The organism is Streptomyces tanashiensis (assembly GCF_014648895.1).
Taxonomy (GTDB): Bacteria; Actinomycetota; Actinomycetes; order Streptomycetales; family Streptomycetaceae; genus Streptomyces; species Streptomyces tanashiensis.
The window spans coordinates 628,437-649,390 of the sequence record NZ_BMRZ01000003.1 but is presented as its reverse complement, the minus strand read 5'-3'; the positions used below and the strand labels follow the sequence as shown (position 1 = coordinate 649,390).

The 20,954-nt window shown below is 73.4% G+C and carries 16 protein-coding genes; 9 read left to right on the top strand and 7 right to left on the bottom strand.

All coding sequences use genetic code 11. From position 1 onward, the window contains the following. Positions 1-2: 2 nt before the first annotated feature. Positions 3-908: a Gfo/Idh/MocA family protein gene (locus IE237_RS13565; RefSeq protein WP_189802154.1), complete on the bottom strand. Its 906-nt coding sequence runs from the start codon at positions 906-908 to the stop codon at positions 3-5. Between the two features lie 309 nt (positions 909-1,217). On the opposite strand from IE237_RS13565, the gene glnII reads away from it, so the two are divergent. Together glnII and IE237_RS13555 are read left to right on the top strand one after the other, a co-directional pair. Next, positions 1,218-2,249, top strand: a complete 1,032-nt coding sequence (glnII, locus tag IE237_RS13560) for a glutamine synthetase (RefSeq protein WP_189802153.1) — start codon at positions 1,218-1,220, stop codon at positions 2,247-2,249. 361 nt (positions 2,250-2,610) lie between these two features. Beyond that, positions 2,611-3,165 carry a winged helix-turn-helix domain-containing protein gene (locus IE237_RS13555; RefSeq protein WP_189802152.1) on the top strand — a complete coding sequence of 185 codons (555 nt, stop codon included), beginning with the start codon at positions 2,611-2,613 and terminating at the stop codon, positions 3,163-3,165. Here IE237_RS13555 and IE237_RS13550 read toward each other — a convergent pair whose 3' ends face one another. Next, positions 3,166-4,572: a PepSY-associated TM helix domain-containing protein gene (locus IE237_RS13550; protein ID WP_189802151.1), complete on the bottom strand. Its 1,407-nt coding sequence runs from the start codon at positions 4,570-4,572 to the stop codon at positions 3,166-3,168. A 51-nt stretch (positions 4,573-4,623) separates the two neighbouring features. Continuing rightward, on the bottom strand, positions 4,624-5,298 hold the full coding sequence (locus tag IE237_RS13545; protein ID WP_229842651.1) for a hypothetical protein: 675 nt from the start codon (positions 5,296-5,298) through the stop codon (positions 4,624-4,626). A 244-nt stretch (positions 5,299-5,542) separates the two neighbouring features. Here IE237_RS13545 and IE237_RS13540 point away from each other — a divergent pair, with 244 nt between their 5' ends. The 5 genes from IE237_RS13540 (at position 5,543) to IE237_RS13520 (ending at position 11,801) form a co-directional block, all read left to right on the top strand. Next, on the top strand, positions 5,543-6,541 hold the full coding sequence (locus IE237_RS13540; protein WP_189802149.1) for an NAD-dependent epimerase/dehydratase family protein: 999 nt from the start codon (positions 5,543-5,545) through the stop codon (positions 6,539-6,541). 121 nt (positions 6,542-6,662) lie between these two features. After that, the gene (locus IE237_RS13535; protein WP_189802148.1) at positions 6,663-7,463 is read left to right on the top strand and encodes a tyrosine-protein phosphatase; all 801 of its coding nucleotides are present in this window, start codon (positions 6,663-6,665) and stop codon (positions 7,461-7,463) included. A gap of 53 nt (positions 7,464-7,516) precedes the next feature. Further along, positions 7,517-9,799 carry a hypothetical protein gene (locus IE237_RS13530; protein WP_189802147.1) on the top strand — a complete coding sequence of 761 codons (2,283 nt, stop codon included), beginning with the start codon at positions 7,517-7,519 and terminating at the stop codon, positions 9,797-9,799. 62 nt (positions 9,800-9,861) lie between these two features. Further along, positions 9,862-10,746 (top strand): metal-dependent hydrolase, encoded by an 885-nt coding sequence (locus IE237_RS13525; protein WP_189802146.1) that lies wholly within the window; start codon positions 9,862-9,864, stop codon positions 10,744-10,746. Continuing rightward, positions 10,746-11,801 (top strand): PDR/VanB family oxidoreductase, encoded by a 1,056-nt coding sequence (locus tag IE237_RS13520; protein ID WP_189802145.1) that lies wholly within the window; start codon positions 10,746-10,748, stop codon positions 11,799-11,801. The genes IE237_RS13525 and IE237_RS13520 overlap by 1 nt, the downstream gene beginning before the upstream one ends. 37 nt (positions 11,802-11,838) lie before the next feature. Here IE237_RS13520 and IE237_RS13515 read toward each other — a convergent pair whose 3' ends face one another. Continuing rightward, complete coding sequence (locus tag IE237_RS13515) at positions 11,839-12,237, bottom strand: hypothetical protein (RefSeq protein WP_189802144.1); 399 nt, start codon at positions 12,235-12,237, stop codon at positions 11,839-11,841. 37 nt (positions 12,238-12,274) lie between these two features. Here IE237_RS13515 and IE237_RS13510 point away from each other — a divergent pair, with 37 nt between their 5' ends. Continuing rightward, positions 12,275-13,000, top strand: a complete 726-nt coding sequence (locus IE237_RS13510) for a TetR/AcrR family transcriptional regulator (RefSeq protein WP_189802143.1) — start codon at positions 12,275-12,277, stop codon at positions 12,998-13,000. On the opposite strand, the gene IE237_RS13505 is transcribed toward IE237_RS13510, so the two are convergent. Then, positions 12,985-13,317 carry a 5-carboxymethyl-2-hydroxymuconate Delta-isomerase gene (locus IE237_RS13505; protein ID WP_189802142.1) on the bottom strand — a complete coding sequence of 111 codons (333 nt, stop codon included), beginning with the start codon at positions 13,315-13,317 and terminating at the stop codon, positions 12,985-12,987. The genes IE237_RS13510 and IE237_RS13505 overlap by 16 nt on opposite strands. A 53-nt stretch (positions 13,318-13,370) precedes the next feature. Here IE237_RS13505 and IE237_RS13500 point away from each other — a divergent pair, with 53 nt between their 5' ends. Continuing rightward, positions 13,371-13,889, top strand: coding sequence for a GNAT family N-acetyltransferase (locus IE237_RS13500; protein WP_189802141.1), 519 nt, complete (start codon positions 13,371-13,373; stop codon positions 13,887-13,889). On the opposite strand, the gene pulA is transcribed toward IE237_RS13500, so the two are convergent. Next, positions 13,876-19,164, bottom strand: coding sequence for a pullulanase-type alpha-1,6-glucosidase (pulA, locus tag IE237_RS13495; RefSeq protein ID WP_189802140.1), 5,289 nt, complete (start codon positions 19,162-19,164; stop codon positions 13,876-13,878). The genes IE237_RS13500 and pulA overlap by 14 nt on opposite strands. A gap of 70 nt (positions 19,165-19,234) precedes the next feature. Beyond that, complete coding sequence (locus tag IE237_RS13490; RefSeq protein WP_189802139.1) at positions 19,235-20,920, bottom strand: carbohydrate-binding module family 20 domain-containing protein; 1,686 nt, start codon at positions 20,918-20,920, stop codon at positions 19,235-19,237. Positions 20,921-20,954 lie beyond the last annotated feature (34 nt).

Here is a 20,954-nt window from a genome sequence, read left to right as displayed (position 1 = left end):
CGTCAGACGCGGGCCGCGCGGCGCTCCGCCTCCGTCAGGATCTCCGTGATGCGGAGGCCGAAGCGGGCGTCGCAGGCGTGCGGTTCGCCGGTGCGGGCCGCGGTGACCAGGGCGTCCACCGCGGCGGCGAAGGCGCCCACCGCGCCGTCCCAGCGGGGCATCTCGGCCCGGCCCCCGGTGCCGTACAGGGTGAGGGCCGCCTCCGCCGCCTCCGGGGGCGCGCTCAGGGTGAGCGTGGCCGTGCTGCTCGCCCCCGACGCGTGGCGCAGCACCAGGTGATGGGTGTCGTCCGGGCCCGGCACGGCGGTGATGCCGGTGACGTCGCCGAGGACCGGCAGGTAGACGGAGAGGACGTGCGGGCCGACGTCCCACAGGCCGCCCTTCTCCCGCCGCCAGGGCGAGGCCGCGTACGCGCTGGTGGAGCCGGGGCCGTAGAGCGAGCCCAGCCAGTGGGCCTCGCCCAGGAACCAGCCGCCGGCAGCCGCGCGCTCGTCGATCCAGCGGGCCGTCGGCTCGGCGAACCGCAGGGTGCAGAACACCACCGAGGCGACCCCGGCCGCCTCGACGGCCTCGGTCACCTCGCGGGCGAGCTCCACGGTCGTGGCGACGGGCTTGTCGAGCAGGACGTGGCAGCCCGCGGCCGCCGCCCGGACCGCGAGGGGGGCCTGGACGTCCGGCGGGAGGGCCAGGGCGACGGCGTCGCTGGCGGCGAAGAGGGCGTCCACGTCCTCGTACGCGCGGGTGCCGGACGCGGCGGCGAGCGCGGCGGCCGCCTCGGGGCGTCTGCCCCACACCCCGCTGAACTCGACGCCCGGATGGCCCGCGAGGGCGGGCGCGTGCGTGCGGCCGGCCCAGGGGCCGGTGCCGAGGAGTCCGATACGGGGCTTCACGCCCGGGTGCTTCGCCATGCCCCCAGTCTGCCGGGCGGCACCGACAGCGACCGACGCGGGTGATCCACGACGAGCGCCGGACACCTGAACCCCGTATACGACGCCCGGGTCGCGGAGGGGCGGACGGGGGACCCCGGCCGATCCGACCCGCGTGAAAATCAGGAAGGCTGAGTAACACGGGGTTCACAAACGGGCAACCGACGGGAAATCCCGTGTTGCGAAGCTGCGGTCGAACACAAACCGCGCAGTCAGCGCAGAGACCGCAGCTTCTCGCAGTGCCGCGAGCCGCAGCGGAACCCCGCAGCAGCACGCCAAAGGATGAGACCCGTGACCTTCAAGGCTGAGTACATCTGGATCGACGGCACCGAGCCGACCGCGAAGCTTCGCTCCAAGACGAAGATCATCGCCGGTGAGGGCCTCGCCCTCGACGCGCTGCCGATCTGGGGCTTCGACGGCTCCAGCACGAACCAGGCCAAGGGCCACGCCTCGGACCGCGTCCTCAAGCCGGTCTTCGTCTGCCCGGACCCGATCCGCGGCGGCAACGACGTCCTGGTGCTGTGCGAGGTCCTCAACACGGACATGACGCCGCACGAGTCCAACACGCGTGCCGCGCTGGCCGAGGTCGCCACGAAGTACGCCGCCCAGGAGTCGATCTTCGGCATCGAGCAGGAGTACACCTTCTTCGAGGGCACCCGTCCGCTCGGATTCCCGGTCAACGGCTTCCCGGCCGCTCAGGGTGGCTACTACTGCGGTGTCGGTGCGGACGAGATCTTCGGCCGCCCGGTCGTCGAGGCGCACCTGGAGAACTGCCTCAAGGCCGGTCTCGGCATCTCCGGCATCAACGCCGAGGTCATGCCGGGCCAGTGGGAGTTCCAGGTCGGCCCGCTGGCGCCGCTCGAGGTCTCGGACCAGCTGTGGATCGCCCGCTGGCTGCTGTACCGCACGGCCGAGGACTTCAACGTCTCCGCGACGCTGGACCCGAAGCCGGTGAAGGGCGACTGGAACGGCGCGGGCGCGCACACCAACTTCTCCACCAAGGCGATGCGCGAGGGCTACGACGCGATCATCACCGCGTGCGAGTCGCTGGGCGAGGGCTCGAAGCCGCTCGACCACGTCAAGAACTACGGCGCCGGCATCGACGAGCGCCTGACGGGTCTGCACGAGACCGCCCCGTGGGACGAGTACTCCTACGGCGTCTCGGACCGCGGCGCCTCGGTCCGCATCCCGTGGCAGGTCGAGCAGGACCAGAAGGGCTACATCGAGGACCGTCGCCCGAACGCGAACGTGGACCCGTACGTGGTGACCCGTCTCATCGTGGACACCTGCTGCGAGGCCCTGGAGAAGGCAGGCCAGGTCTGATCCGCACCGCTTCCCGCACCAACGCCTGAGGGGCGCCCACCGTTTCACACGGTGGGCGCCCCTCTCGTCATGTGGGATGAACGACACGGGTTCTGGGCCCCGGAGGGTCGTCGGGGGCATTCCCTTCTGGTTCAATAGGGATATGGCCATCATGCAGAACGACACCGCGAAGGGTCGCCACGACCTCGAGCCGTTCTGGCCTTCCCGTCAGCACCACGACTTCGACCGGTGCTGTCGACGCGTGAGGAACGCGTCGGCCCTCTAACGCCCCGATCGGTACGGTCCGATCCCGGCCTTCGGCCGCACGCGCACGACGTACGAGACCTCTCCGTCCGTTCCCGCGCGAAAGAGCTGACCTGCCATGGCCCACACCCAGACCGCTTCCCTCACGGCCGTCCGTCCCGGCCGGCACCGACTGCGTGCCGTCGATCCGAACGAGGTCGTCGACTTCTCCCAGGTGGCGGACTTCCTGCCGCCCGGCGCCACCCTGCTGCCCGCGCCGCAGCACGCGCTGCCGACGCTGCCGGGGCGCCCGCCGATGGTCGGGTACCTCGTCCTCGTCCCGGCCGACCAGCAGCCGCACCTGCCCGCGGCCCCCGTCCCCGCCCCGGCGGCGCCCGTCGCGGCGGAGGAGCAGGGGCCGGTGACCATCGACGGCGTCCAGCGGATCGCGCTCGTCGACGGGCAGGCGCTGGACCTGACGTACCTCGAGTTCGAGCTGCTCGCCCACCTGGTGGCACACCCTCACCGGGTGCACACGCGCGACCAGTTGGTCACCACGGTGTGGGGGTACGGGCACGTGGGCGACGGCCGGACGGTCGACGTCCACGTGGCCCGGCTGCGCCGCAAGCTGGGCGCCGAGCACCGCCACACGATCCAGACCGTGCGGCGGGTCGGCTACAAGTACACCCCCTGATCAGACCGTTCGGCCGGACCTCGACCTCACCTTCGCCGCCAGGGCGAGGGTGAGGTCGACGGCGAGGAACAGCAGCAGGCTGAGGCCCAGCAGCGGGACGAACCAGCCGACGAGCGCCGTCGCCGCCGCGAGCGGCAGCAGCAGCGTCACCGGGATCCTCCGCCAGGTCCCGCGGGCCACCGGGCGGCCCGGCCGGCGCAGCCACCACATGCGGTAGCCCCAGAGGATCAGCAGGATCAGGGCGAGCGCGAGGGCCGCGAGCGCCAGCTGGTTGAACAGGCCCAGGAAGACGCCGGTGTGCGCGTCGATGCCTGTCCGGGTGAGCTTCGCGAGCAGCGGGTAGTCGGCGAAGGCGAGCCGGTCGAGGACCGTGCCGTCGGCCGGGTTCAGCGCCACCGAGTCCAGCTGGACCGGGAACTGCGTGTCGGTCTCCTTGACCACGTACCCCTTGCCCTCGGCGGGGAGCACGACCGAGATCCGCGGGCTGTCGATGCCCGCCGCGCGGGCCGCGGCGACCGCCTTGTCGAGGCCCATGTCCGGGCCCTGCGCGGTGGTGGAACCGTGGTGGCCTCCGCCGTGGCCCTCGTGCTCTGACCCGGGGGCCGCGCCCGCCGACAGGGTGGGGGTCGCGCCGCCGAGACCGTCCTGGACGGTGCCGATGTTCTCGCCCGCGTACCGCGACCAGGTCAGGCCGGTCGCGGAGAGCAGGACCAGGCCGAGCGCCGCCCACAGGCCGACCGAGCCGTGCCAGGAGAGGGTGCGGCGGCGGGACTTCGGGCCCCGCTCGGGCAGGACGAGGGCGCGTCGGTTCTTCCGGCGCCGGCCGACCCAGAGCAGCACGCCGCCGAGGGCGATCACCCACAGCCAGCTGGCGGCGAGTTCGCTGTAGTTGCGCCCGAGCTCGCCGAGGTGCAGATCGGCGTGGAGACCGTCGATCCAGGTGCGCAGCGGGAGGGCGCCGGAGCTGCCGAAACTGGGCAGCTGTCCGCGGACGTCACCGGTGTACGGGTCGACGAAGACGGCGAGCGAGGTGCCCTCGGGGACGTCGGGGTCGGCCATCAGGACCCGGGTGGTCGCGCCGGGTTCGGCGCCGGGCCAGACGGCGGTGACGGTGCCGTCCGGGTTGGCCTTGCGGGCGATGTCCGTCTGCTGGGAGAGCGGCAGGGTCGTGTCGCCGACGGGGACCTCCAGCTCGTGCGCGTAGACGATCTTCTCCGCCTGGAAGGAGAGCGCGTAGAGCAGGCCGCTGACGGCGGCCACGAGGAGGAACGGGGCGACGAGGACGCCCGCGTAGAAGTGGAGGCGCAGGACGAGGGGGCGCAGGGCGCTCCACGTGCCGGGCCGGGCGGGGGTCGGTGACGGTGGCGCTTCGGGGGTTTCCGGGCGCGCGAGGTCGTCGATGGTCATGCTGGGCTGTCCTTGGAGTCGGTGTGTCGACAGGGGGAAGCGACCCCCGGGTCAGACGTGTGCTCCGAGGGCCGTGGCGCGGGGTACGGACAGCCGGGGCGGGCCGCGCCGGGAGAGGGTGTGCGCGAGGACGACGGTGTGCGGGCGGCGGGCGTTCCGCCGCGCCCGGCGGACCGGGCGGCGCGGGGTCTCGGGGACGGGGCCGAGGGCGCGGAGCAGGCGCAGCGGGGTGAAGGCGTACGCGAGGGCGGCGCGGGCGAGGGTGAAGAACGCGGCCTCGCCGTGGGCCAGCCAGAGGCCGCAGAGGAGCGCGGCGAGGACGTGGACGGCGAGCATGCCGGCGCCGGAGCCCATGGGGTCGGCGGTGGCCATGACCATGGCGTCCATGCCGTCCATGGCATCCATCGCGGGCATGGCGTCCATGCCGTCCATCGCGCCCATGCCGTCCATCGCGGGCATGGCGTCCATGGCCGGCAGGGTGTCCGCCGTCCCGGGCATGCCGGGCATCGTGTGCGTGCCCGCCATGGTGTGGCCCGTCCCCCGCGGGGGACGCGTCGCCGCGTGACCCGCCGTCGAGAAGAGCAGGTGGAGTGCGCCCTGGAGGACCAGCAGGGCCCCCGCGATCGTGGGCGCGCCCCGGCGTCGTCCGGCCGCGGCCCAGGCGACGGCCGTCGTCGCGGCGAAGGCGCCGGACAGCGTCGTCGCGGGAAGCTGGTGCACAGACATGGACGAATGCCCCACGGCGGCCAAAGTGACGCACACGACCGCGAAGAGTGCGGCTCGCAGGGCGCGCAGGGGCGACCGGGCATGCGTCATCGCGCTCATGGTGTCATCCCGGCCAGATGGCCGGACAGACCCCCTCCGGTATCCCTTCCTCCCGCGCCTCCCCGGGGCCGTTCCTCCCCTGGCGGAATCCTCCGGGAGCGGAATCCCCTGGCCCGGGCCGCCCCCGCCGGGCAGGCTCTGGATCATGAAACTGCTGATGCTCGGAGGTACGGAGTTCGTCGGCCGCGCGATCGTCGAGGCCGCGCTCGAACGGGGCTGGGAGGTGACGGTCTTCCACCGGGGCCGCCATGCCGCTCCGGCGGGGGTCACGTCGCTGATCGGGGACCGCACCGCCCCCGACGGTCTCGCCGCCCTCGCCACCGGTTCCTGGGACGCCGTCGTGGACACCTGGTCGGCCGCTCCCTCGGCGGTGCGGGACGCGGCCCGGCTGCTCGCGGACCGGGTCGGGCGGTTCGCCTACGTGTCGAGCCGCTCCGTGTACGCCTGGCCGCCCGCGGCCGGGCTCGCGGAGGACGGCCCGCTGGTGGAGGGCTCCCCGGACGACGGGGAGGTGCCCTACGCGGAGGCCAAGCGGGGCGGCGAGCTCGCCGTCACCGACGCGTTCGGCGCCGACCGGACGCTGCTCGTCCGCGCGGGCCTGATCATCGGCCCGTACGAGAACGTGGGCCGGCTCCCCTGGTGGCTGGGGCGCATCGCGCGCGGCGGCTCCGTCCTGGCCCCCGGGCCGCACACGATGCCGGTCCAGTACATCGACGTCCGCGACCTCGCCGTGTGGACGCTGGACGCGGTGGCGGCCGGGCTCTCGGGGCCGTACAACCTCGTCTCGCCGCCGGGGCACACCACCATGGGCGAGCTGCTCGACGCCTGCGTGAGCACGACCGGGGCCGGTGCCGCACTGCGCTGGGAGGAGCCGGAGGCGCTCCTCGCGGCCGGGGCGGCGCCCTGGACGGAGCTGCCGGTGTGGCTGCCGCCGGGCGAGATGTACGACGCGATGCACACCGCCGACGTCTCCCGGGCGGTCGCGGCCGGGCTGCGCTGCCGTCCGGTGGAGGAGACGGTCGCGGACACCTGGGCGTGGCTGGAGTCCCTCGGCGGCACCGCACCCCAGCGCCCGGACCGGCAGGGCGCCGGACTCACCCCGGAGCGGGAGGCGGAGGTGCTGGCGGCGCTGGCGAAGGGGTGAGGCGGCGGGGGCGCGGCGGGGAGTTCCCGCCGGGGGCGTCCGGGAGTACGCGGACCTGCCCGGACCGGGACGATCCACTACGGTCGACAGGAACACGCACGAAACCGGAGGAGTCGACGCCATGTCCGCCATCCCCGCCGCCTCCGTCGCCAACCTCCGCGATCTCGGCGGACTGCCGCTCGGTGACGGGCGGTCGGTCCGGTCCGGTCTCGTCCTCCGCTCCGCGCAGCTCGACCGGCTCGACCCGGCCGAGCCCGCCGTCGCCGGCCTGGGCATCCGTACGGTCGTCGACTTCCGGACGGAGACCGAGCGCGGCGACCGGCCGGACCGGCTGCCGCCCGGCGCCCGGCTGCTCGTCGCGGACGTCCTCGCCGACTACCTGGCCGGCAGCGGACTGCCGCCCGCCGCGCGCCTGAAGGCCCTGCTCACCGACCCGGCGCTCGCCGAGGAGCACCTCGGCGGGGGCCGGGTGCGGGCGGCCTTCGCCCGGACCTACCGGACCTTCGTCTCCGGCGACTCCGCCCGCGCCTCCTACCGCGCCCTGCTCGGCGAGCTCGGCACGCCGGGCGCCGGGCCGCTGCTCTTCCACTGCTCGGCGGGCAAGGACCGTACGGGCTGGGCGGCGACGGTCGTCCTGTCGCTGCTCGGCGCGGACGAGGAGACGGTGCGGGCCGAGTACCTGGCGGTCAACCCGGCGGTGCGGGTGGCGTTCGCACCGATGATCGAGGGGTTCACGGCCCAGGGCGGCGACCCCGACCTCGCGCTCGAACTGATCGGGGTCCTGCCGGAGTACCTGGACGCGGCGCTCGACGAGGTGGCGGTCCGGCACGGGTCGATGGAGAAGTACGTACGGGAGGGGCTCGGCGTCCCGGACGAGGTGACGGAGCTGATCCGCGAGCGGCTGACGGTCTCGGCGGCCTGACGCCCCCGACGGGGCCGGGGTGACCATCGGAAGAATCGCTCGTTCTGCTGAACGTGAGCACCCAGGATCTCGTTCCCTCGCCCGTGGGCCCGGTCGACGTCGAGCAGGCCGAGGCCGCGCTCGTCGAGCGGTATCCGCGGCTCGTCCGCATCGCCTATCTCGTCCTGCCGCCGGCGCTCGGCCGCAACCGCCGGGTGCTGACCGCCCACGCCCTCGTCCAGCGGTCGCTGCCGCGCCGCCGGGTGCCGGGCCCGGGGGTCCCCGGGCCCCGTCGGGCCGAGGACGCGGTGGATCCGGGCTACGCGTACGTGCGCGGCGAGGTGCTGCGGCAGGCGCTGATCGCCGGGCTGCCGCTCCGGCGCCTCGCGCTGCCGCGCCGGGCGCAGTTCCCGCCGCTGCTGCCGCACGTGTGGGGGCTGCGGCTCTTCCCCCGGGTGGGCGGCGCCGACGAACTCGCCCTGGACCAGCGGCTGTCCCGGCTCTCCGGTCCCGGCCGCGCGGCGTACGTGCTCCGCGGCCTGGAGCGCCAGGGCGACCCGGAGGTCCTCCGGGTGCTGGCGGCGGCGGGCGTCGAGGACCCGGCGGCGGCGCTGGCGGAGGCGGACGCGCTGGACGCGACGGACGACCCCGCCGGGCAGGCCGGACCGGGGAGGGCCGGGGAGCCGGACGGAGCCCCGGGCGGAGCCCCGGACGCACCCGACGGCACCCCCGGCCCCGGCGCCCGGGCCGGCCGCTCCGACCGGGTCGGCGAACAGGGCGGCCCCGCCAGGACCGGCGGCCGCCGCGGCGGCGGGCCGGGAGTTGGGCCGGGAGTTGGGCCGGGCGGCCCCGGGAGCGCCACGGGCCCGGGCGGCCCCGGAGGCCCCGCTCGCACCCCGGGGGCCGCGGAGGGCTCCACGGCGGACTCCGCAGGGGGCTCCACGGCGGGCTCCGCAGGAGGCTCCACTGCGGGCTCCACGGCGGGCTCCACGCCCCCGCGGCGGCTCAGTGGTGCCGCTCTGCTGGAGTCGGACGAGTTCGACCCGTGTGCCCTGCAGGCGCGGCCGACCGATCTGATGCGGCGGCGGCAGCACGCCCGGGCCGCGTTCGTCGCCGTCGTGGCGCTCGTGGTGTGCGGGACGCTCCTCGGGCTCCCCGGGGACGGCTGGGGCAGAAACGGTGCTGCCGCGCCCTCGTACGCCCGTAACCCCGCCGCCGAGGCGGCCCTGGAGCCCGGCGCGCTCAAGCGCGTGGATCCCGCGGTCTGGCCGGGGGCGACGCGGCAGGACTTCTCGGTGTGGCCCGCGCGCGGCGGCCTGACCGGGGACAGCGCGCTGCTGCGGCGGGCGCTCGCCGTGTGGGCCCGGCCCGGCGGCTCCGTACGGTCCTCCGCGACGCCGGGGACGCCCGTCGGGCCGCCGATGGGCCCGCCGCAGCTGCTGTTCGCCGGCCGGGTCGACGCGATGCGGGTGGTGCTCTTCCACGACGGGCTGCGGGCCGTGCGGTACGCGGAGCCCGTCGAGGGGACGGCGGGCGCCGCGCTGGACTTCGCGCGGACGGACGCGGCGGACACGGTCGGTGCGGCGGCGCTCGTCGTGTCCCGCGCGGCGGGCAACGTCCGCTACCTGACGGCCCCCTGGGTGCGGGAGACGGCCGTACGGGACCTCCTCGCGCCCGCGAAGGAGCCGCGGCGGCTCGTACGGGACGGGGACGGGGTGACCGATCCGGTGCCGAGCCCCGCGCAGTCCGGCGGCTGCGCCCGCTGGAACACGCTCCAGGTCCGGGACCGCGAAGGGGTGCGGCTCCTCACCGATCTCGGCGAGTTGGCACCCGCGCGGCTCCTGTGGGGGCCGCCCGCCGCGCCCGAGGACGCGACGCGGCCCGAGGCGCGGGAGGCGTGGGCGCGGACGGCCTGCCGGCTGACGGCGGTGTGGGCGCACGGGGTGCGGTCGGTGAACGCCTGGCGGTTCGCCCGGCAGCCGCTGCCGGGCGGCGCCGGGCAGGCCACCTGGGTGTGCACGCGCGCGGAGACCTGGCGAGGCACGGGCAGCAGGGTCCTCGCCCAGTTCCTGGTCCCGTCGCCCGAGGTCCCGGCCGCGCTCGCGGCCCGCTCCGAGGGCTCGGCGGCCTGCGGGGTGCGGAACCCCCGGGTCCTGGCGGGCGTCCTGTGGCAGGCGCCGGGCGGCGACTGGTTCGTCCTGGCGGCGGGCAGCCCGGACTTCACGTCCCTGGAGACCTCGGGCGGCGTGAAGGGCCGCTCGGACGGCCCGCTCCTGACGCTGCGGGCGAAGGCGGGCGCCCGCGCCGACCTGGCGGGCACCTTGCGGGACGGGACGCGGATGAACGCCCTCCGCTGATCCGGGAAAAAGAGGCCGCACGGGCCTGTTGCCACCGCCTTACCCCTCAGTACATTGACGTCATGTCTAATACGCAGCCTGCACCGGTGGCGTCGGAGCACGTCGAGCTCAAGGCCCGCAAGGTCTCCTTCGACTGGGAAGAGACGCCGCTCCACTGGGTACCGGGCGACCCCTTCACCACGCACACCATCAACGTGCTGCATCTGCTGCTGCCGGCCGGCGAGCGCTGGTTCGTCCATGTGTACAAGCAGGCGCTGCCGTACATCACCGACGACCGGCTGCGCGAGGACGTCATCGGCTTCATCGGGCAGGAGGCCATCCACTCCCAGGCCCACGACGACGTCCTCCCCCACCTGCGGAAGCTGGGGCTCGACCCCACGCCGTACACCGCGCAGGTCGACTGGTTCTTCGAGAAGCTCCTCGGGGACCGGACCCTGCCGCCGGGCCGGCCGCGCCGCTGGTGGCTCATGGAGCGGGTCGCGCTGATCGCCGCCATCGAGCACTACACCGCCTTCCTCGGCGACTGGGTCCTCAACGCCGACGCGCTCGACCGGGTCGGCGCCGACCCGACCATGCTGGACCTGCTGCGCTGGCACGGGGCGGAGGAGGTCGAGCACCGCGCGGTCGCCTTCGAGCTCTTCATGCACCTCGACGGCGGCTACCGGCGCCGCGCCCGCACCTGGGCGCTCGCCTTCTCCGCGCTCGTCTTCCTCTGGCAGCGGGGCATCCGCTTCTTCATGGAGAACGACCCCAGCCTGCTCGACCCGAAGGCCTCCTTCGCGGACTTCGTCCGCAAGGGCCGGCAGGGCGTCCTGCCCTCCACCCCGGCCATGCTGCGCTCCATACCCCGCTACCTCAGCCGCGCCTACCACCCCTCCCAGGAGGGCGACACCGCGCAGGCCATGGCCTACCTCGCCTCCTCCCCCGGCGCCAACGGAGGCCGCTGATGCCCCGGTTCACCACCGTCGCCCTCGTCGCCGGAGCCGCGCTGCTCGTGCGCCGCGCCGTCCGCAGCCGCATGTCCACGGCACCGCTCTGGCCCATGCCGGCCCTCGACACGCCCGTCTCCGGGTACGGGCGGGGCAGCACCGTCCCCCGCAAGGTCCTGGTCGCCGGGCGCGCCACGCCCGCCGAGGGCGTCGTCGAACTCCGCCTGGAGGGTGCCGGACTGCCCGCCTGGCAGCCGGGCGCCCATGTCGACCTCGTCCTGCCCTCCGGGCTCGTCCGGCAGTACTCGCTCTGCGGGGATCCGGACGACGGGGACGCGTACACCGTCGCCACCCGGCTGATCGAGGACGGCCGGGGCGGCTCGCGCGAGGTGCACGAGCAGCTCCACGAGGGCGTGGAGATCGAGATCCGCGGGCCCCGCAACCGCTTCCCGCTGGTCGACTCCCCCGCGTACGTCTTCGTCGCCGGCGGCATCGGCATCACGCCGGTCCTGCCGATGCTGCGCGCCGCCGAGGCGGCCGGGGCGGACTGGCGGCTCGTGTACTGCGGGCGGAGCCGGGCCACCATGCCGTATCTGGAGGAGATCACGCGGCTCGGGGGTGACGACCGGGTGACCGTCGTCGCCGAGGACGAATCCGGCTTCCCCGAGCTGGAGTTCCTCGGCCGGCTGCCCGCCGACACGGCCGTGTACTGCTGCGGGCCCGACGGCCTGATGGACGCGGTGGGCGCGGCGATGCCGGAGGGCCGGGCGCCGCGTCTGGAGCGCTTCACGGCTGCCGCGACGGTCGGCGGCACCGCCTTCGAGGTCGAACTGCGCCGCTCCGGACGCACCTTGACGGTGGCGGCCGACCAGTCGCTCCTGTCGGCGGTCCGCGAGGAGCTGCCGGGGATCACGTACTCCTGCCGGCAGGGCTTCTGCGGGACCTGCCGACAGCGGGTCCTGGAGGGCGAGGTCGACCACCGCGACGAGCTGCTCACCGACGACGAGCGGGCCGACTCGATGCTGATCTGCGTCTCGCGCTGTTCCGGGAAGCGGCTCGTCCTCGACCTGTAGGGCTAGGGGGTGTCTTGCCGATCAGGCCGGACACCCCCTAGGGCAGGACCAGCCAGTCGAGGGCCAGGGCGGTGAGGAGGCCTCCGACCAGGAGCCAGGTGCCGAGCCGTGTGCGGCCGTTGCGGGAGAGTTCGATCACGATCCCGCAGAGGATCATGGCGAGTCCGTACACGCCGACGACCAGGACGGACGTGCGGCTCGCGAGCCGGATGACGAGCACCACGGCCAGGGCGACCAGGAGCACGGACGCGGCGGCGACGCGAAGTCGCCGCGCCTGCTTCGGGGTGAGCCCGCCGACGGGCGTCTCGGACTCCGCGGACTCCTCTTCGCCTTCGGGTTCAGGGGAGTCGGGGGTTTCCTGGGCCTCTTCGGCCTCCCGGGGCTCTTCGGCCTCCGGAGCCTCGGCCGTCGGGGTGTCCTGGTCGGAAGCGCTCATGGGGCAGGAGCGTAACGGACGCGGTTAGGCTGTTCGTATGACGACCGGTGTACGCCGCAGGATGGGCGTCGAGGAGCGCAAGCAGCAGCTGATCGGGGTGGCCCTCGAACTCTTCAGCCACCGCTCTCCCGATGAGGTGTCCATCGACGAGATCGCCGCGGCCGCGGGCATCTCGCGGCCGCTGGTCTACCACTACTTCCCCGGCAAGCAGAGCCTCTACGAGGCGGCGCTGCGGCGTGCGGCGGACGAGCTGGCGGCCCGGTTCGTGGAGCCGGCACGGGGGCCGCTCGGGGCGCGCCTGCTGCGGGTGATGGGCCGGTTCTTCGACTTCGTGGACGAGCACGGGCCCGGCTTCGCGGCGCTGATGCGCGGCGGTCCCGCGGTGGGCTCGTCCACGACGAACGCGATGATCGACGAGGTCCGGCAGGCCGCGTACGAGCAGATCCTGGCCCACCTGCGGGTCGAGACGCCCTCCGCCCGGCTCGAACTGGTCGTCCGTTCCTGGGTGTCGCTCGCCGAGTCGACGGCGCTGCTGTGGCTGGACGGCCGCCGGGTCCCGCGCGCGGAGCTGGAGCTCCAGCTCGTGCACGACTTCGCGGCGCTGGCCGCGGTGAGCGCCGCGTACGACGCGGACATGGCCGGGATCCTGGTCGGCATCCTCGCCGACGAGCCGGCCGACGGCCCCTTCGGGGACCTGGTGGCCCGCCTCGCCGCGCTCGTCCCGCAGGCGTCGCCGGTCCTGCCCGATCAGCGCTTGCGGTAGGACGCCTCGAGGTCGCGGATCTCGACGGAGAGCCTGACGCCCTCGGTGGCCTTGAGGTGGGCGGGCAGCAGGTCGAGGACGGCGTCCGCGAGCCGGGCCTTGACCTCGTCGGTACGGCCGGACAGCAGGGCGATCTCGACGTGCACGACGACGTCGTCGGCGGCTCCGTCGCCGACGACCAGCTCCTCGACCTCGCGGAACCGGGTCTTGCACGCGTCGAGCGTCGTGTCGACCGTCTCCACGACGAGCGGGTGCAGGGCTCGCGCGAAGCCGCGCCGGTCGAGCGGCGCGGAGTAGTCGACGGTGATCTGCGGCATGGGGGTCACTCCTGGGGAAACGGATGTCTGGCCACACCCTTACGGTGATCGCCATGACGACACAAGTGACCTTCCGGCAGGCGGACGAACGCGATCTCGACCTTCTGGTGGAGTTGTTCGACGGGGCCGCGCGCTGGATGGTGCGCAGCGGGATCGACCAGTGGAAGCCGGGCGGGAAGAGCGCCGAGCACTTCCGGGAGCGGATCGCCGGGGGCGAGGTGTGGCTCGCGTCCCACGAGGGGCGGGCGGTCGGCGCGTACGAGCTGTGGTGGGAGGACGAGCAGGCCTGGGGGCCGCAGCCGCCGGTCGCCGGGTACGTCCACCGGCTGATGGCCGACCGGGAGGCCGCGCCCGCCGGTACGGGGCGGGCGCTGCTCGCGCACGCCGAGGGACGGATCGCGGCCCGTGGGCGGGCGGTCGCACGGCTCGACTGCGTGTCGAGCAACCCGCGGCTCCGTACGTACTACGAAGCCGCGGGCTACCGGGTCGTCGGCGAGGAGCCGGGGAAGCTCGCCGCCGACGGGACCCGGTACGGGGTCACCCTGATGGAGCGGCCGCTCACCCGGCCTTGAAGACGGCGACCGTCCGGGCCGGGACCGTGAAGGTGCCCGAGGCCGCGTCGTAGGACGCGGACTTCACGACGGTGTCGTCTCCCGCCGCCTGGACCGGGTGGAGGGCGTAGCCCTTCCCGGCGAGGTCGGCGACCTTCTGCGAGGTGCCGGCCGGGGTCGCGTTGAGGACGACCACCAGGTCGCCGAGGCGCATGGTGATCACACCGGGGGTCTCGTCGCGGCCGGAGAGCGGGAAGGACAGGTTCTCCTGGACCCGGTCCGCCGTGGCCAGGGAGAACACCGGCTCGGTGGTGCGGATCCTCTGCAGGTCCCGGTAGGCGGCGGAGGCGCCGTCGATCTCCGCGCAGCCGACGGTCAGGGCCGGGTTCACGAGCAGCGGCCTGCCGTGGGACCACTTGGCCTTGTTGTCGGCGGCCGGCGGGAGGCCGCGGCCGAAGCCGTTGCCGTCGCCGCAGTCCCAGTGGATCGCGTTGAACCAGTCGCCGCTGTCGAAGGAGTTGCGGTCGAGGGACTTGGAGCGCAGCAGGTCCGAGCCCGCCTGGGAGAGCGCCGGGCCCTGCGAGAGGGTGGCCGTCGCCATGGCGAGGACCTGCATGCGGGCCCGGTCGGCCGGGGACGTGTCCGCCGGGAGCTTGAAGGCGAGCGCGTCGTACAGGGACTCGTTGTCGTGGGCGTCGGCGTAGGCGAGCGCGTCGCCGGGGGCGGCGGCGTACCCGGCGGGGGCGCCGTTGTAGTCGACCTCGGAGCCCTTGACCGTGCGCCCCGAGGTGTCGGTGAAGGAGTACGAGGCGAGGTTGCCGCTGAGGCCGACCTTGATGAGGTCCTGGTAGTGCAGGAGGCGGGCCTTCTGCTGTTCGGGGGTGCCGTTGGCGGAGGAGGTGTTGGGGTCGGTGTAGAGGCCGGAGGCGAAGCCCTGGACGCCGGGGTCCTCGTCGAAGGGGCCGCCGCCGCGCACGGCGTCGCGGGCCCGGTCGGAGAAGGTCGCGATCCCGGTGCCGGCCATGTTCTTCTGGGTGGCCTGGACGAAGCGGGCGTCGTCGGCGATCTCGCCGAAGTTCCAGCCCTCTCCGTAGAGGACGATCGCCTTGCCGTCGACGCCGTCCTTCGCGACGGTCAGCCCGTCCAGGGCCTTCCGCACGGCGAGGATGTTGGCCTTGGGGTGGTGGCCCATGAGGTCGAAGCGGAAGCCGTCGACCTTGTACTCCTTGGCCCAGGTGACGACCGAGTCGACGACGAGCTTGCCCATCATGGCGTTCTCGGGCGCGGTGTTGGCGCAGCAGGTGGAGGTGGCGACGGAGCCGTCGGCCTGGAGGCGCTGGTAGTAGCCGGGCACGATCCGGTCGAGGACGGACTTCTCGGACTGGCCGGCGGCGACGGTGTGGTTGTAGACGACGTCCATGACGGTGCGCAGTCCGTCGCCGTTGAGGGCCTGGACCATCTGCCGGAACTCGACCGTGCGGCGGGTGCCTTCGGGGTCGGTGGCGTAGGAGCCCTCGGGGACGGTGTAGTGGAGGGGGTCGTAGCCCCAGTTGTAGGCGTCCTTCGCCGCGGCGGCGGTGACGCAGGCCTGCTGCTCCTCGGAGTCGGGGGCGTAGACCTTCAGGTCGCAGGCGGGGGTGGTCTGCGCGGACTTCTTCTCCGGGACGGTGCCGATGTCGAAGGCCGGGAGCAGGTGGACGTAGGAGGTGCCGGAGGCGGCGAGCGCCTTCAGGTGCTGCGAGCCCTTGCTGTCCTTGTCGGTGAAGGCGAGGTAGGTGCCCCGGTGGCCGTCCTTCGCCGTGGGGTCGGCGACGGAGAAGTCCCGGATGTGGAGTTCCTGGATCTGGGCGTCCCGCAGGGGCACCGCGGCGGGCTTCCTGAGGTTCTTCCAGCCGGCGGGGGCGAGCTTCGGGTCGCGGAGGTCGACGGCGAGGCTGCGGGCGGAGTCGGTGGTGAGGGCGGTGGAGTAGGGGTCGGTGACCCGGTTCTCGACGATCTTCCCGACGCTGGGGGCCCAGACCTTCACGACGTACCGGTAGGGCTTGCCGGTCCAGGTCCGGGGGCCGGTGACCGACCAGACGCCGCTCGTGTCGTCGCGCCGCATGGGCACGGTCTTCCCGTCGAGTTCGAGGGCGACGGACTGGGCGGTGGGGGCCCAGACGGAGAGGGTGGTGCGGCCGTCGCGGAAGGTCGGTCCGAGGTCGGCCCGGGTGGCCTTCGGGGCGTACAGGTCGTCGAGGACTCCGGCGGTCTGGACGCCGGTGGCGGCGAGCAGGGCGCCGTTGGCGGCGCGCTGGGTGGCGATGAGCTGGCCGCGCAGGGAGTCCCGTGCCCGGTCGGTGTCGCGCGGGTCGACGGTGAAGGCCGGGTAGTCCTTGAGGTGGGGGTACTTCGCCTTCTGTGCGTCGGTGAGCGCGGAGGGGGTGAGGCGGAGCCACCGGCCCTCGGTGTTCAGGGAGCCGTCGGTGACGGTGATCCCGCCGTCCTTCGCGTACACCAGCTGCTGGCTGGTGGCGTCGGTGGTCTTCACCTTCCAGACGACGGTGTTCCGGTCGATCCACTGGGCCTCGGCCTTGCCGAGGTCGAGGTTCGGGGCGCCGCCGACGGTCGGGAGGAGGTACTTCGGCTGTCCGGAGAGGAGCCAGACCTCGTGGCCGTAGGTGCCGAGGTCGAGGGACTGGTCGGTGGGCAGGTCCTTCTCGTCGCCCTTGTGGAGGATGTACGAGAGGGAGCTCGCGCCCTCGGTGAGCGGGACCTCGTAGACGGCGCCGTACGCGTCGACGCGGACCGGCATGAGGGGCCGGGACCAGTCGGTGGGCTGGGCGGCGCCGGTCCAGGTGTGGAGGCCCCAGCCGTCGTAGTTCCCGTCGGCCCGCTGGTAGTGGATGACGGCCTTGGTCTTGTCGGGGGTGGCGGGGGCCGGGTCGGCGTCGGACTGGCCGTCGGAGCCCTGCGTGATCCAGACCTCGCCGGTCCGGCCGAGGTTGATGCTGCGCTGCGGGCCGTCGGCCGTGCCGTCCTTCTCGACGGTGTACGGGAGGGTGGAGGCGCCTTCGGGGACCTTGACCCAGGCGAAGGCGCCGTGGGCGTCGCGTCCGGTGAAGGCGGCTTCCTGGCCGGCGGACTTCAGCTTCCAGCCGTCGTAGTTCCCGTCCTCGCGCTGGTAGTGGACGACGGCGTAGGTCCGCTCGACGGCGACGGGCTTCTCGGGTGCCGGGGGTGCGCCGGCCGTGGTGGCGGCGAGGGCGCTCGCGGTGCGGCCCGCGGCGTCGACGACGACGGCCTTGTAGCGCAGGGCGGTGCCGGCGGGGGCGGTGACGTGCTGGGTGACCTTGTAGGGGGCGTGGTCGGCGGTGCCGAGGGTCTGCCAGGGGCCGTCGCCGGCCTGGGCGGCGAAGACGACGCGGTTGAGGCCGCCGCCGGTGACGTCGGCGGAGAGCTCGACGGTGCCGGTGGAGCCGGCGGCCGGGGCCTTCAGCGACACGGCGGGCTTCGTCGCCGGGGCGGGGAGCGGGGTGCCGGCCTTCAGGACCAGGGAGGAGAGGGCCGGGACGGTGACGGTGACCTTGCCGTCCTGCGCCGCGACGGCGCCCTGACCCCCGTACAGGGCACGGAAGTCGGCGGAGTCGACGGGGACGGTGACGGTCTGCGGCGTGGTGGCGCCGTTGACGGCGACCAGGTACTCGGTGCGCTGCTTCGGGTCGGTGCGGGTGAAGGCGTAGACGGAGCCCTCGGCGTACCGTTCCCGCTGGACGCCGTCGCGGAGTGCCGGGTGCTCCCGTGTGAGCTTCGACAGGGCGGCGATCGAGCGGTACAGCGGGTGGGTGGTGTCGTACGCGTCGGTGGCGTGGGTGCGGTCGGTGCCGAGCTGGTCGTCGTCGAGGTAGTCGGCGGTCTTCGAGGCGAAGAGGGTCTGGCGGGCGTCCTTGTCGCCGCCGGGGCCGGTGAAGCCCTGCTCGTCGCCGTAGTAGATCACCGGGTTGCCCCGGGAGAGGAACATCAGCTCGTTGGCGAGGCGGTCGCGGCGGACGAGTTCCTCGTCGGAGGCGTTCGGGTTGTCCTGCCGGAGGAAGGTGCCGATGCGGCCCATGTCGTGGTTGCCGAGGAAGGTCACCTGCTCGTAGGCGTTGGCCTTGTCGGTGGTGTACCGGTAGTCCTCGGCGAAGACCTTGGCGAGGCGGTCGGCTCCGGCGCCCTGGGAGGCGAAGGCGCGGGCCGCGTCCTGGAAGGGGAAGTCGAGGGTGGCGTCGAGCCGGCCCCGGGTGACGTAGGGGGAGGTGACGGCGGTGTCGGCGGAGTAGACCTCGCCGAACATGAAGAAGTCCTCGCGGCCCCGCTTCTTCGCGTACGCGTCGAGGGCGGTGGCCCACTGCGTCCAGAAGTCCAGGTCGACGTGCTTGACGGTGTCGATGCGGAACCCGTCGATGTCGAAGTCGCGGACCCACTTCTCGTAGATCTTCTTCATGCCCTCGACGACCTCGGGGCGCTCGGTCCACAGGTCGTCGAGGCCGACGAAGTCGCCGTACTCGGCGGACTCGCCGGCCCAGGTGGAGTCGCCCCGGTTGTGGTACATCGTCGGGTCGTTCAGCCAGGACGGGACCTTGCCGCCGGTCGTCGTCGGCGTGTACGGGAAGGAGTCCGCGTCCACCTTCCCGATCGCGGCCCGGTCGTCGAAGGGGCGGCCGGAGGCGTCGAGGTACGGGTAGGCGCCCTTGGGGCGGTAGCCGTACTTCTTCTCGGCGTAGTCGACGGTGTCGGCGGTGTGGTTGGTGATGACGTCGAAGAAGACCTTCATGCCCTTGGCGTGGGCGGCGGCGATCAGCTTCTCCAGGTCCTCGTTGGTCCCGAAGTGCGGGTCGACCTGGGTGAAGTCGGTGATCCAGTAGCCGTGGTAGCCGGCGGAGGCGTCCTTGCCGGTGCCCTGGACGGGCCGGTTCTTGAAGATCGGCGCCATCCAGATGGCGGTGGTGCCGAGGCCCTTGATGTAGTCGAGGCGCCGGGTGAGGCCCTTGAGGTCGCCGCCCTGGTAGAAGCCCTTGTCGGACGGGTCGAAGCCGGTCTCCGTACGGCTGCCGGTGAGGCCGCCGCGGTCGTTGGAGGTGTCGCCGTTGGCGAAGCGGTCCGGGAGGACGAAGTAGAACTGCTCGCGGGTGAGGTCCTGGCGGGCGGGCTGCGCGGCGAGCGCCTTGTCGGAGGGCGGCGCGGGCGGCCGGGGTGCGGCCGTCGCGGGGACGGCGGGCACGAGGGCGGCGCACAGGGCGGCGGCCAGCGCGACCGCCGTTCTCTTGCGTATCACGGGGGGTGCTCCCTGGAGGTACGGGAAGAGAGGGCCGCCCCGGCGGGGCGGCCCTTGCGTGGGGGGAGGCTCAGTTGCGGAAGGTGTCGTTCAGGACGACCTGGCCCGAGGCGGGGACGGTCGCGGTGCGGTTGGCGCCGGACTCCCAGGTGACGTTCCCGGCGGCGTCCTTGCGGAGGTACTTGTACTCGAAGGCCGTTCCGGCGGGCAGGGACACCGTCAGCTTCCAGACGGGGTACGAGGCCGGGTCGAGCTTGAGGGCGGAGGCGGGGGCCCAGTTGCCGAGCTCGGCGCGGTTGCCGGTGACGTAGATGTTCTGGCCGGTGACCGTGGTGGCGTTCACCTGGAAGGAGGCGCCGGCGGTGACCGGCTGGGTGCCGCAGTTCATGGCCCCGGTGTGGAGGGCGAGCGCGGTGTTCGCGGCGAGGGTGGCCGTGAACTGACCGGAGGAGTTCACCGTGACGGCGGTGTTGCTCTGCACGTCGCAGTAGCCGCCGGCGGGCAGGGAGGTCTGGAAGGTGCGGGTCAGGGCCGAGGACTCGTGGTTGATGGCCACGTAGGCCTTGGAGCCGCGGCCGAACGCGATCGCGTTGCCGCCGTTGTCCCACCAGTTCGTGACGGCCTGGCCGCGGGCGGTGTTGCGGAAGGCCACCATGGAGGAGATCTCGCGCCAGGCGTGCTGGCACTTCCAGCCATCGGTGTAACAGGCGTTCACCTGGCCGCCGTTGGGCGGGCCCGCGTCCTTGTCGGTCCACTCGTAGCCGGAGTGGACGTCCGGGGAGCCGTAGGGCCAGGCGAGCATGAAGACGGAGGCGAGGGTGTAGTTCGCGCCGTCCTTGTAGTTGAGGGTGTCGCCACCGCGCTCGGTGTCGTGGTTGTCGACGAAGACGCCGGACTGGCCGGAGGGCATGTAGCCCCAGGCCTCGCCGAAGTTCTTGAGGTAGGCGAGCTTCTCGTTCTGCAGGACGCGCTTGAGGTCGCGGGCGTAGCGGAACTCCTGGACGTCGCCGTTGCCGAGGTACTCGCTCGGGGAGACGGCCTCGCCGGCGCCGTGGATGGCCTCCTGCTTCCAGAAGACGCCCGGGTTCGTCAGCCGGGACTTGATGTTCGCGAGGTCGGCGGCCGGCATGTGCTTGGCGGCGTCGATCCGGAAGCCGTCGACGCCGAGGGAGGCCAGGTCGTTGAGGTACCCGGCTATCTTCCCGCGGACGTAGTCCTCGCCGGTGTCGAGGTCGGGGAGCTGGACCAGTTCGCAGTTCTGGACGTTCGCCCGGTCCTGGTAGTTGGAGATGGCGGCCCGGCAGTCGTCCATGTCGGCGCCCGAGTAGAGGCCGGGGTAGTCGTACTTGGAGAACGGGGTCCCGCCCGTTCCCGTGCCCGACCCGTTCGCCATGTGGTTGATGACGGAGTCGGCGACGACCTTGACGCCCGCCGCGTGGCAGGTGTCGATCATGTTCTTGAAGGCGGTGCGGTCGCCGAGACGTCCGGCGATCTTGTAGCTGACCGGCTGGTAGGAGGTCCACCACTGGCCGCCCTGGAGGTGCTCCTGGGGCGGGGAGACCTGGACGTATCCGTATCCGGCGGGGCCGAGGCGGTCGGTGCACTCCCGGGCGACCGAGGCGAAGTTCCATTCGAACATCACCGCGGTGACGTCCTTCTCGCCGGGCGGGGCGGCCTGCGCCGGGGCGTTGCCCGTGACGGCCACAGCGGCTCCCGCCACGAGGGCGAGTGCAGCTGCCACGGTCTTTCTGGCCATGCTTCCTCCTGCTGACTTCACTGTCGCAAGAAGT